Below are 12,299 nucleotides of genomic sequence, written 5' to 3' on the forward strand. Positions count from 1 at the left end.
GGTGAAACTCCCGCCAGCCGCCCGCCAGATAGGTTCGGGGACATGACTGCCTCACCCGACACCACTGCGTCGGACACCTCAGCCAACCCGGTCTCGATGGTCGACTGGGACCTCGCCGTACGCCTGGGCACGAAGTTGGCCGGCGACGGGCCCACGATCGGTCGGGACGAGGCCGACCAGGCGGTCGGCGAACTGCGCGACGACGCCAACCGGTCGACCGGGCTGGTGCGGGACTTCACCGGGCTGGTCGCCGCGAGCCACCAGGCGCCCGTGCTGGTCGTCGATCGGCCGGGCTGGCTGCAGGCGAACGCAGACGGCTTCAAGGTCGCGATCGCACCGATGGTCGACAAGTTGAGCGGCGAGAAGCCGCCCGGCGCAGTGGCCCAGGCCATCGGGTCCAAGGTCACCGGCGTCGAGGTCGGCGGACTGCTGGGGTTCCTGGCCGGCAAGGTGCTGGGTCAGTTCGACCCCTTCTACGAACCTGACGGCCGCTTGCTGCTCGTGGCCCCGAACATCGTCCAGGTCGAACGGGAACTCGACGTCGATCCCACCGACTTCCGGCTCTGGGTGTGCCTTCACGAGGAGACCCACCGGGTCCAGTTCACCGCGGTGCCCTGGATGCGCGATCACCTGTTCTCCGAGATCAAGGCCATCGCCGACACCGTCGAACCGACCAAGATGATGGACGACGGCCTGGCCCGACTCACCGAGGCGATCAAGGGCGGCGCCAAGGGCGGCAGTCTTGTCGACATGTTCAGCTCGCCGGAGCAGAAGGAGATCATGGACCGGGTCACCGGAATGATGTCGTTGCTCGAGGGTCACGCCGACGTGGTGATGGACGGGGTCGGGCCGACGGTCATCCCCAGCGTCGAGCAGATCCGCGGCAAGTTCAACCAGCGTCGCAAGGGGGTCGGGACCCTCGACCGGATCCTGCGTCGGCTCCTGGGACTCGAGGCAAAGATGGCGCAGTACCGCGACGGCGCAGCCTTCGTCCGCGCTGTCGTCGACAAGGTCGGCATGGAGGAGTTCAACGCCGTGTGGGCCGGTCCTGAGAACCTCCCGACCAAGTCCGAACTCGCCGACCACGACGCCTGGGTCGCCCGCGTCCTGGGATGAGCGCTCCGGGAACCGGGTTTCGAGGCTCCTCGCCTAGCGGCTCGTCACACCTCAAGCAGCGGTCTGGCTCCTCGCCTAGCGGCTCGTCACACCTCAACCAGCGGTTCGGAGTCACCACATGACTCTCGATCCTGCCGTTGCAGCGGTTCGCCTAGCCGTACGCCGCGCTCTCCCGGATCCGCCCGGACCGGTCCTCGTGGCCTGCTCGGGGGGCGCCGACTCACTGGCGCTGTTGGCCGCCACGATCTTCGAGACCCGACGCACCGGCCACATCACGATCGGGGTCGTCGTCGACCACGCTTTGCAGGACGGCAGCAGCGACCACACCCAACGTGTCGTCACTCAGATGGCCGGGCTGGGCGCTGACGAAACCGCCTCGATCCGCGTCCAGGTCGACACCGACACCCACGGGCTCGAGGCGGGGGCCCGTGAGGCGAGGTACGCCGCCCTGCGTCAGCTCGCCGACCACTTCGGGTCCACCACGGTGCTGCTCGGTCACACCCTGGACGACCAGGCCGAAACCGTTCTCCTCGGCCTGGCCCGCGGCTCGGGTGGTCGGTCGATCGCGGGGATGCGGCCGGGTTTCGACGTGTTCCTCCGGCCCCTTCTTGCCATCACCCGGGCCCAGACCGAGCAGGCCTGCCGTGCCGAGGACGTCGAGTGGTGGAACGACCCGCACAACGTCGACCCCCGCTTCCTGCGCAGCCGGGTCCGCCACACCGCACTGCCCACCCTCGAACGCGAGCTCGGACCAGGGGTCGCCGAGACCCTTGCCCGCACCGCCGAACAACTGCGCCCCGACATGGAGGCCCTCGACGACCTGGCTGCCGCCGTCTTCGTCGAGCACCACACCCCCGACGGCTTCGACGTACGCCGCTTGGCCGAGACGCCCCAGGCCCTGCGCACTCGCGTCCTGCGGTTGGCAGCGCTGGAAGCGGGCTCACCTGCTTCCGAGCTCTTCGCCGTGCACATCAACGCCCTCGAGGAACAGATCCACAACCGAACCCACCTGCCCAAACAGATCCAACTCCCGGGTCACGTGACGGCCTACCGGTCCGGACACCACCTCCGCTTCGACGGCCCCGCGCCGGCTGTGGGACGCTGACGACATGGATGCGGCCCACGTCGAAAATGACCTCGTGAACGTCCTCTTCACCGAGGCTCAGATCCAGGAGCGGATCGGGGAACTGGCCGCGGAGATCGAGAAGGACTATGAGGGGTACGACGTGATCATCGTCGGCATCCTGCGCGGCGCGGTCATGGTGATGGCCGACATGGCCCGTGCCTTCACCCGCCACATCGAGATGGACTGGATGGCGGTCTCCTCCTACGGGTCGGGCACCAAGTCCAGCGGAGTGGTGCGGATCCTCAAGGACCTCGACACCGACATCTCCAACAAGCACGTGATCATCGTCGACGAGATCATCGACACCGGGCTCACCTTGTCTTGGCTCACCGCGAACCTGACCTCGCGCAAACCGGCCAGCGTCCAGATCTGCACCCTGCTGCGCAAGCCCGAGGCCCAGCGGATGCCCGTGGACGTCAAGTACGTCGGCTGGGACATCCCCAACGAGTTCGTCGTCGGCTACGGCCTGGACTTCCGGGAGAAATACCGCAACCTGCGCGACATCGGGACGCTCGCCCCGCACGTCTACCGCTGACCGACAGGTGTTTCGCTGACCGACGGTAATTCAACAGGCATACTCGTGCTTCGCCGCGGCCCAGGCCGCATGAGGACGCGGAGTCGGGTGAGCCCCGCGCCATCTATGCCTGTCGAAGTACCGTCGCAGCCACCGCAATCGGTGTTTTCATCACCCGCCTGAGACACTGGTGGGTAGCCACATCCTCCGATAGTCCGAGAGAAGTCCGTGAAGCGCATTTTCAAGGGTCCGTGGGCCTGGATCGCCATTGCCGTCATCGGCGTCCTGCTCGCCCTGCAGTTCCTCGCGCCCGGTGGGGGCTTCGACGAGGTGCCCACCTCCAAGCTCGAGTCATACATCACCAAGGGCGAGGTCAAGGAGATCACCTTCATCGAAGGTGATGAGCAGAAGATCGAGGCGACCCTCGACGACGACGTCCGCAGTGAGGGCTCGGAGGTCACCTCCTACTACATCGACGGACAGCAGGAGCGACTCCTGGACCTCGTCGACCAGGCGGTCGCCGACGGGACCATCGAGGAGTCCAACTCCGAGAACCCGACGCCGAGCTTTCTCTCCTCGATCCTGATCACCCTGATCCCCATCGCCCTGATCATCTTGATCTTCGTCTTCTTGATGAACCAGATGCAGGGTGGCGGCGGCGGTCGTGGGGTGATGCAGTTCGGTAAGTCCAAGGCCAAGCTCATCACCAAGGACATGCCCAAGACCACGTTCGCCGACGTGGCCGGCTGCAACGAGGCCATCGAAGAGTTGGGCGAGGTCAAGGAGTTCCTCGCCGAACCGGCCAAGTTCCAGGCCGTCGGCGCCAAGATCCCCAAGGGTGTCCTTCTCTACGGGCCTCCGGGAACCGGTAAGACCCTGCTGGCCCGCGCCGTCGCCGGTGAGGCCGGCGTGCCGTTCTACTCCATCTCCGGATCCGACTTCGTCGAGATGTTCGTCGGCGTCGGCGCCAGCCGCGTGCGCGACCTGTTCGAGCAGGCCAAGGAGAACTCTCCGGCCATCATCTTCATCGACGAGATCGACGCCGTCGGTCGCCACCGCGGCGCCGGCATGGGCGGTGGCCACGACGAGCGCGAGCAGACCCTGAACCAGCTCCTCGTCGAGATGGACGGCTTCGACGTACGCGGCGGGGTCATCCTCATCGCGGCCACCAACCGACCCGACGTCCTCGACCCGGCACTGCTGCGTCCCGGTCGATTCGACCGTCAGATCGGCGTCGACGCACCCGACCTGGCCGGCCGCCACAAGGTCCTCGAGGTCCACTCCCGGGGCAAGCCGATGGCTGATGACATCGACCTGTTGTCGATCGCCCGTCGTACCCCCGGCTTCACCGGGGCCGACCTGGCCAACGTGCTCAACGAGGCCGCGCTGCTGACCGCGCGCAACAACGAGAAGTTGATCACCGACGACTCCATGGACGAGGCGATCGACCGCGTCATCGCCGGCCCGCAGCGTAGTTCGCGCCTGATGAGCGAGAAGGAGAAGCTCATCACCGCCTACCACGAGGGCGGTCACGCCCTGGTCGCTGCGGCGCTGCCCGGCACCGACCCGGTGCACAAGATCACGATCATGCCGCGCGGTCGCGCCCTGGGTTACACGATGGTGCTGCCCGACGAGGACAAGTACTCCCAGACCCGCAGCGAGATGCTCGACAAGCTCGCCTACATGCTGGGCGGACGGGCCGCGGAGGAGATGATCTTCCACGACCCCACCACCGGTGCTGGCAACGACATCGAGAAGGCCACCAGCCTGGCCCGCGCGATGGTCACGCAGTACGGCATGACCGAGCGCCTGGGCGCCATCAAACTCGGCGACTCGGGCGGCGAGCCCTTCATGGGCCGCGACATGGGACATGGTCGCGACTACTCCGAGGCGGTCGCCGCGATCGTGGACGAGGAGACGAAGAACTTCCTCACCGTCGCCCACCACGAGGCCTTCGAGATCCTCGAGGAGAACCGCGACGTCCTGGACGCCCTCGTGTTGGAACTCCTCGACAAGGAGACCCTCGACAAGGCCGAGATCAAGGAGATCTTCGAGGCCCTGCGGCTGCGGCCGAAGCGTCCGGCGTGGACCGGGTCGGACGAGCGGATCCCGTCCACCATCCCGCCGGTGGAGATCCCGCAGGAGATTCGGGACCGGGTTGCTGCGAACGGGGTCGCCCAGGAGTCCGCCGGGGAGGGTGCTGGAGCGATTCTGACGCCCCCCGGCTCGGGCGGCGACGTCCACGGCGGTACGCCGCTCAACGACTCGGCTGACAGGAACGACGGACCAGGTGACGGCACCGGCCGACACCGTTCGACCTGACCCCCAGAATCACAGGAGAGCGCCATCGCCGCCGACAAGATCTCCCTGGAGCCCACCCCAGCCAGCGGGGTGCCCGAGTTCGACTACGCGCGCGCCGAGGCGGCCGTCAGGGAACTCCTCTACGCCATCGGTGAGAACCCCGAGCGCGAAGGGCTGCTGGACACCCCGGCCCGGGTCGCCCGGGCGTACGCCGAGGTCACTTCCGGACTCCATCAGGAGCCGGCTGACGTCCTGACCACCACCTTCGACATCGGTCACGACGAGATGGTTCTGGTGCGCGACATCGAGTTGTGGTCGATGTGTGAGCACCACCTGGTGCCCTTCACCGGGGTGGCGCACGTCGGATACATCCCCGCCGAGAGCGGCAAGATCACCGGGCTGTCCAAGTTGGCCCGCCTGGTGGACGTCTACGCCAAGCGGCCCCAGGTCCAGGAGCGGTTGACGACCCAGATCGCCGACGCGCTGGTCGAGATCCTCGAGGCCCGCGGGGTCATCGTGGTCATCGAGGCCGAACACCTCTGTATGACGATGCGGGGGGTCCGCAAGGCCGGTGCCCGGACCATCACCTCCGCGGTTCGCGGCATCATGCACAGTGGCCCAACCCGGGCCGAGGCGATGTCGCTGATCAACCGCGGGCACTGATCGGATTAGAGTCGCCTCTCCAACCAGGAGAGGACGACCACGTTGCCTGAGAAGAAGCGTGAGAAACAACGCGTCCGACGACAGACGCGCCTGCGGGCGATGGACCTGACGGAGCTCGGTCGACACTTCGGCACCGACAAGGCCACCACGCACCACTACACCCAGCACTACCAGCGGCACTTCGCGCATCTGCGCGAGCACGAGTTCAACCTCCTCGAGATCGGTATCGGCGGCGCGAGGCGCGAAGGCAAGGGCGGGGCGTCTCTGCGGATGTGGTCGTGGTTCTTCGAGAAGGCCCAGATCGTCGGGCTCGACATCGAGGACAAGTCCTTCGTGGCCAAGAAGCGCATCCACATCTACCGGGGCGACCAGACCGATCCGGTGGTGCTGAACAAACTGCACGCCGAGCGGGGGCCCTTCCAGGTGATCATCGACGACGGCAGCCACCGCCCCGACCATGTGCGCGCGACGTTCGAGGTGCTCTTCCCGTTGCTGGCGCCCGACGGGATCTATGCGATCGAAGACACCCAGACGTCGTACTGGCCCGAGGCCGGCGGGAGTGAGGATCTCCACGACAGGTCCACGTCGATGAACCTCGTCAAGGACCTCCTCGACGGCCTGAACTACGAGGAGTACGTCGATGAGGACTATCAGCCGACGTACACCGATCAGCACGTCGTGGGCGTGTACGCCTACCACAACCTGGTGTTCATCCAGAAGGGTCGCAACGTCGAGGGGACCCGTCGGCGGCAGATCCTGCACCGTCGCTACGGCCCCTCGTGAGCATGCTCCCGGCATCGGTCTGGCACAGCCTGGAGACCGCGATGACCTCCGTGGAGTCACCCACCGTGCGCGTGCTCGTCCGGGGATCGGGTCGTCGGGTCGTGGGGGAACTCACCGCAGCGTTCGACGGGTCCGACGTGGCCCGGGTCGAGGTCGGTGGTGGCATCGAACGGCTGCACCGCCACCTGGTCCCCTCGGGCCCCTGCGACCTGATCGTGGACCTCGCAGGTGGGCCGCGGACCCATCGCCGCTTCGCCGAACTCCTGCTCCACCTGCGCATCGGCGGCACCCTGATCAGCCGGATACCTGACGATTCGCCCCTGATGGAGGTGGTCGCGGACCTCGTCTCCCTGAGGGACTCCGAGGACCTCGACCCGCCGATGACCCGACGCGACGACCGCAGCAACGCCGAACGGGACCGTCACGCGTTGGCCGCGAGCCTGGGTCCGGTACAGGTCGTGGACGGGTTCCTGCTCTGCACCTCCACCGTGGCCGCGGTCCCGATCGTCGCGGAAGCGGCTATGAACGACCTGCTGGAGCAGCGGCCGGAGATCGGCTCGGTCGTCGAGGTGGTTCCCGGCGGGGCCTGGGAGTCCCGGGCCACCCTGCGCCAGAGCCCCACCGGCACCCCCGCTGAGCTCCCCACGTCGTACGACGCCCCCGAACTCTCGCTGCGGGACTACCGCGACGTCCTCTGCTGGCCCCGCCAGGCGGCCGTCTCGGAAGTCGGCGTGGTCCTGCCGGAGAGCTTCCGTCACAACTTCCGACCCCGGTTGCGCAACGCCGCGTTCACCGAGTGGGCGCCTGGGTTCGTGTTGGCGCCGGAGTTCGAGACCCCACCGGTCGTGCTCGATGGCCCCTACTTCTACCTCGACAATCACGTTCGCGGCCACTTCGGGCATGCCCTGACCGAGCAGATCTCGCACCTCTGGGGATGGCGTCGGGCCAAGGCCGCGGAGCCCTCCCTGCGGGTTCTGGTGGGCGAGTGGAAGGGCCGCGAGCTCGGGGCCTGGGAGTGGGACCTCATGGCCGCGGCCGGCATCGACGAGGCCGACGTGGACGTCATCACGGTGCCCGTCCGCGTCGAGCGACTGATCGGAACCTCGCCGATGTTCGCCATGCCGGAAGTGCTGCACCCGCAGATCGAGGCGACCTACGCCGAACTCGGAGCAGCCCTCGCCGCGCAGGCTGCGGACCGGCCCTGGCCCACCAAGGTCTTCTGCTCCCGCCGCGTCGAGCGCAAACGGGCCTGCCACAACGCCGCCGAGGTCGAGGCCCTGTTCATCGAGGCGGGGTTCGAGGTGGTCTACCCCGAGGACCTGCCGCTGGCCGATCAGATCCGTCTGGTGCGTGAAGCCGAGGTGATCGGGGGGTTCGCCGGCAGCGGTATGTTCCAGATCGCCTTCGCCGGGGCACCCAAGCACGTGATCCTCATCGGCTCCGAGTCGTACGCCGCCACCAACGAGTACATGATCTCCTCCGTGGTCGGTCACCGACTCGACCTCGTGCACTGTCGCCCCGACGTGCCCGCGAAGGGGAAGTTCTCCGCCGCGGCCTACCAGTCCGACTTCACCTTCGACCATCAGCGTGAAGGCCGGTGGTTGGCCGATGTCCTCTCCGAGATCCCGAGTGCCTCATCGGACGAGCCGGGTCAGAGCCTGCCCGGTCGCGATGACCGCTAGCGTCGTCCCATGCTGGTGATGGGGGTCGTGAACGTCACGCCCGATTCGTTCTCCGACGGCGGTCGGTACGCCGACACCGCTTCGGCGGTCGAGCATGGCCGCCGGCTGTTGGCCGATGGTGCCGACATCCTGGACATCGGTGGTGAATCGACCCGTCCCGGAGCGACGCGCCCGCTGATCGGCGAGGAGACCGGCCGGGTCGTTCCCGTGATCGCGGCGTTGGCTGAGCAGGGTGCGACGGTCTCGGTGGACACGATGCGCTCCGAGGTGGCCCGGGCCGCGATCCGAGCGGGCGCCCGCATGGTCAACGACGTCTCGGGCGGACTGGCCGATCCCGCCATCCTGGACGTGGTGGCCGACTCGGAGACGACGTACGTCGCGATGCATTGGCGGGGCCACTCCGACCGGATGGCCGACCTGGCGTCGTACGACGGACCCGGCGGTGTGGTGGCCGCGGTCCGGACCGAGCTGGCCGACCGGGTGGCCGCGATCCGGGCCGCCGGCATCCCCGACGAACGCATCGTGTTGGACCCCGGGCTGGGCTTCGCCAAGAGAGGGGAGCACAACTGGGAGTTGCTCCGGGGCTTGGACGCCATCGGCGACCTCGGCTTCCCGTTGCTGGTGGGAGCTTCACGCAAGTCGTTCCTGGGCGCGCTGCTCGCCGGAGCCGACGGCACGGCACGGCCCGTCGACGAGCGGGAGGTGGCCGGGCACGCGCTGACCCTGCTGATGGCTCAACGCGGGGTCTGGGGGATCCGGGTGCACGACGTCCGTGGGACCCGTGATGTGCTTCGCCTGCTCCAGACCATGACCGCGACCATGACCCAGCCAGTGAAAACCAGCGAAAAGGACCGCCCGTGACCGACGAACTCGCCATCCGTGGCGTGGAGTGCTTCGGCCACCACGGTGTGTTCGATTTCGAGCGTCGCGAGGGTCAGATCTTCCTGATCGATCTCGTTCTGGGACTGGACACCACTACCGCGGCAGCGTCGGACGACTTGCACGACACCGTCGACTACGGGACTCTCGTGTCGTCGGTCAAGACCGCGGTGGAGACCGACCCGGTGGACCTCATCGAAACCCTCGCCCAAAGGATTGCGGATGTCTGTCTCATGGATGTTCGTGTTGAATGGGCCACGGTGACGGTGCACAAGCCGGATGCCCCCATTGACGCCACGTTCTCAGATGTGGCCCTGACGATCACCCGAAACGCGAGGCGACCGTGACTGAGACCCCCAATCCGCACATCATCGACGCAGACACCCTGACCGGTGAGATGCGCCCGATCCGGCGGGTCGTGCTGGCCCTCGGGTCGAACCTCGGTGAGCGGATGGCGAGCCTGCAGGGCGCTGTCGACGCCATCGCCGACACCCCCGATGTGTGGGTCACCGGCGTGTCCCCGGTCTACGAGACCGAACCCGTCGATTCCCCGGCTGACGCAAGGAACTACCTCAACGCGGTCGTGCTGGCCGACACCACGCTGGCCGCGAACCGCCTGATGGACCGGGCCCTGACCATCGAGGAGGCCTACGACCGCGAGCGGAGCGAGGTCGCCAACGCGCCCCGCACCCTCGACATCGACCTCATCGTCGTCGGCGACCGCCGCAGCGACACCGAGACGCTGGTCCTCCCGCATCCGCGGGCCGCCGAGCGCGCGTTCGTCCTGAAGCCCTGGTTCGACCTCGAGCCCGACGCCGAGTTCCCCGACCGTGGCCCCATCGCGGACCTGCTGGCCGACCTCGGCCTCGACGGCGTGACCCTGCGTGAGGACCTCACCCTCGAGGTCGGGTGACCCCAACTCCCCCCGACGGTGGTTCCCCTGATCGGGGTGTCGGTGGGTCCATGGGTACGACGCCCCCGACCGTGCTGCTCGCCTGGGCACTGGCCGGACTCGTGCTCGGGTGGCTGCTGCACCCGCTCAGCGACCTGCTCTTGGGTGCACCGCTGGCGGTGACCTGGCTGGCTCCGGTGGCGCTGTGGGTGATGGCCGCGGTCCTGGGGTACGCCGCCTGGGTCACCTGGCGACAGGTCCGGGACCGGGAGTTGCTCTTTCCCCACCAGGCCGTCAACCGGTTGCTGCTGGCGCGCGCGTCGGCGTTGGTCGGAGCCCTGGTGGGCGCGGGCTACCTGGGGTACGCCCTGTCCTGGGTCGGATCCTCCGCCCCGGCGGCCGCACAGTGGCAGGTCCGCAGCCTCGTCGCGGCCGCTGCAGGAGCAGCCATCGTGGTCGCGTCCCTGCTCCTGGAACGCGCCTGCCGGGTGCGGGTCGAGGATGATTCGACCGGCGCGGCGTGACTCCTGGGGCTGGTGGGACACTTACTCTCGCTCTATGACTTCCTCGGCCAGCGCCTCCGCAGCACCCACCCGACGCCGTCAGCGCTCCGCCCGAGTCGTGGTGGCGAGCGTGTTGCTCGCGGTCGCGGCCGTGCTGGTCATCATCGGCGTCGTGGTGGGCTCCTGGCCCCTACTGGTCGCGGTGGCCGTCCTCGGCGTCGTACTCGGGGTGGCCGCCACCCGCATCACCATCACCGAGTTGGCCGACTCCCGCCGGGACGCGGCTCGCGAGCGCGCCACGCTGGCGAAGGAGTACCGCGCGATCACCGACCGACAGGCCGACAGCAACGCGGTCTTCATCACCTTCACCAACGGCCGCATCGCGCGGCACGAGGCCACCATCGGCCACCTGGAGGGTCGCCTGGAGCAGGCCGCGGCCGAGGCTGTCGAAGCAGCCCGTCTGCTGGAGGTCGAGCAGGACCGGGTGCTCGCGGCCCAGGACACGCGCGACCGTCTCGAAGCACGTCTCTCCGACGCGGAGTCCCGCGCGGCCGAGGCGATCGTGCGGGTGGCTGAGCTGGAGCAGGAACTCGACGTCATGCTGGCCGAGTGGCACGCCGCCATGCCCGAGCCGCGCCGCAAGCACGCCTGACCCACTTCCCCCTGGTGAGGCGGGTTGTGTGCCCCACAACGACCCGTGGGTGGTGCACAGGCACACGACCCGGTCCCTTCGCAGTGGATACTGGTCCGCGTGATCCCCGAAGACTCGCGATTCGAAAGTGACCCTGACGACCTGGTCGACCTGCCGGCCTCGATGCCGGACCAGTGGACGGTGGACAATCCCGATCCGGGTGACCCCGACGACGTACGGCAGCTGACGCAGCTGCTGCGCGACCACGAGGCGGCCGGCCGCGGGTGGGCCGGGGCGGGCGAGGACGACGTACTCGTCGAGGTCTCTGAAGCCGGTCTGCGGACCCGCGAGAACATCGTGGTGCGTGACAAGGGTGGACGGATCCGGGCCTGGGGAAGCGTCCACGACCGCGCGGGCGGACGGATGCTCTTCGTGCACATCGTGGAGAACTTCCTCAAGGCGCCAGTCGCCCGGGCCTGCTCCGACGTGCTCTTCGAATGGGCCGTGGTCCAAGCCCAGGCCGTGGGGTCCGCGCGCGGCCTCGAAGTGCAACAGATCGACACCGGCGCCTTCGCCGATGACGACCGACAGCACCGGTGGCTCGAGTCGAGCGGTTTCGAGCGGGTCCGCACCTGGTGGCAGATGAGCCGGTCCGTACTGCCCGAGGAAGCCGACCTCGTGCCGGACCCCACCGAGTGGGACGGGCGCAACGTCACCTTCCGGCTGGTACGCCGCCAGGGCGACGGACTGCCCGACGAGGCCGACCTGCGCAGCATGCACGAGATCATCGAGGGCTCCTTCGTCGATCACTTCAACCACTGGGAGGAGACCTTCGGAGAGTTCCTCTTCCGTCTGCGGGAGGACCCCGGCCACCGATGGGACCACTGGTGGTTGGCCGAGCTCACCGACGGGCCGGAGCCGCAACCGGTCGGCGCCCTGGTCGGTACGGCGACCGAGAGTTCGACCGGGCCCGACGGGTCCTACGTGTCCTACATCGGGGTCCTGGAGTCCGCCCGAGGACGAGGGGTGGCCAAGGGCCTGCTGAACACGATCATCAGCGACGCGGCCTCACGAGGTCGCAACCGGGTGGGTCTCGAGGTCGACGCGGACTCCTCCACCGGCGCCCAGGGCCTCTACTCCGCGATGGGCTGGAAGACGAAGTACGTCACCGAGTCCTGGCACCGGGACATCCCGGTCGGCTGACGCGTC

At 68.1% G+C, this 12,299-nt stretch carries 13 protein-coding genes; all 13 read left to right on the plus strand.

Annotation, left to right across the window (positions count from 1 at the left end; genetic code table 11):
• The first annotated feature begins 42 nt into the window (after positions 1-42).
• The 13 genes from ACYVLV_RS12845 to ACYVLV_RS12905 all read left to right on the plus strand — a co-directional run bounded on the left by ACYVLV_RS12845 (position 43) and on the right by ACYVLV_RS12905 (position 12,293).
• Positions 43-1,116 carry a zinc-dependent metalloprotease gene (locus ACYVLV_RS12845; protein WP_460810479.1) on the plus strand — a complete coding sequence of 358 codons (1,074 nt, stop codon included), beginning with the start codon at positions 43-45 and terminating at the stop codon, positions 1,114-1,116.
• Between the two features lie 118 nt (positions 1,117-1,234).
• The gene (gene tilS / locus ACYVLV_RS12850) at positions 1,235-2,221 is read left to right on the plus strand and encodes a tRNA lysidine(34) synthetase TilS (RefSeq protein WP_460810480.1); all 987 of its coding nucleotides are present in this window, start codon (positions 1,235-1,237) and stop codon (positions 2,219-2,221) included.
• Positions 2,222-2,225: 4 nt separating this feature from the next.
• Positions 2,226-2,777 (plus strand): hypoxanthine phosphoribosyltransferase, encoded by a 552-nt coding sequence (gene hpt, locus ACYVLV_RS12855; RefSeq protein ID WP_460810483.1) that lies wholly within the window; start codon positions 2,226-2,228, stop codon positions 2,775-2,777.
• 207 nt (positions 2,778-2,984) lie between these two features.
• Entirely contained in the window at positions 2,985-5,078 is a 2,094-nt protein-coding gene (gene ftsH / locus ACYVLV_RS12860; RefSeq protein ID WP_460810484.1) for an ATP-dependent zinc metalloprotease FtsH, read from the plus strand.
• A gap of 69 nt (positions 5,079-5,147) precedes the next feature.
• Positions 5,148-5,720: a GTP cyclohydrolase I FolE gene (folE, locus tag ACYVLV_RS12865; RefSeq protein ID WP_460810485.1), complete on the plus strand. Its 573-nt coding sequence runs from the start codon at positions 5,148-5,150 to the stop codon at positions 5,718-5,720.
• Positions 5,721-5,762: 42 nt separating this feature from the next.
• The gene (locus ACYVLV_RS12870) at positions 5,763-6,503 is read left to right on the plus strand and encodes a hypothetical protein (RefSeq protein ID WP_460810488.1); all 741 of its coding nucleotides are present in this window, start codon (positions 5,763-5,765) and stop codon (positions 6,501-6,503) included.
• Positions 6,504-6,505: 2 nt separating this feature from the next.
• Positions 6,506-8,185, plus strand: a complete 1,680-nt coding sequence (locus ACYVLV_RS12875; protein ID WP_460811004.1) for a glycosyltransferase family 61 protein — start codon at positions 6,506-6,508, stop codon at positions 8,183-8,185.
• A gap of 9 nt (positions 8,186-8,194) precedes the next feature.
• Positions 8,195-9,046: a dihydropteroate synthase gene (folP, locus tag ACYVLV_RS12880; protein WP_460810491.1), complete on the plus strand. Its 852-nt coding sequence runs from the start codon at positions 8,195-8,197 to the stop codon at positions 9,044-9,046.
• The gene (folB, locus tag ACYVLV_RS12885; protein ID WP_460810492.1) at positions 9,043-9,411 is read left to right on the plus strand and encodes a dihydroneopterin aldolase; all 369 of its coding nucleotides are present in this window, start codon (positions 9,043-9,045) and stop codon (positions 9,409-9,411) included. The genes folP and folB overlap by 4 nt, the downstream gene beginning before the upstream one ends.
• Entirely contained in the window at positions 9,408-9,977 is a 570-nt protein-coding gene (gene folK / locus ACYVLV_RS12890; protein WP_460810493.1) for a 2-amino-4-hydroxy-6-hydroxymethyldihydropteridine diphosphokinase, read from the plus strand. The genes folB and folK overlap by 4 nt, the downstream gene beginning before the upstream one ends.
• 50 nt (positions 9,978-10,027) lie before the next feature.
• Positions 10,028-10,480 carry a DUF3180 domain-containing protein gene (locus ACYVLV_RS12895; RefSeq protein ID WP_460810494.1) on the plus strand — a complete coding sequence of 151 codons (453 nt, stop codon included), beginning with the start codon at positions 10,028-10,030 and terminating at the stop codon, positions 10,478-10,480.
• Between the two features lie 34 nt (positions 10,481-10,514).
• Positions 10,515-11,111: a hypothetical protein gene (locus ACYVLV_RS12900; protein WP_460810495.1), complete on the plus strand. Its 597-nt coding sequence runs from the start codon at positions 10,515-10,517 to the stop codon at positions 11,109-11,111.
• Between the two features lie 99 nt (positions 11,112-11,210).
• Positions 11,211-12,293 carry a GNAT family N-acetyltransferase gene (locus ACYVLV_RS12905; protein WP_460810496.1) on the plus strand — a complete coding sequence of 361 codons (1,083 nt, stop codon included), beginning with the start codon at positions 11,211-11,213 and terminating at the stop codon, positions 12,291-12,293.
• The last annotated feature ends 6 nt before the right edge of the window (positions 12,294-12,299 follow it).

It is taken from the genome of Nocardioides salsibiostraticola, from assembly GCF_054783655.1.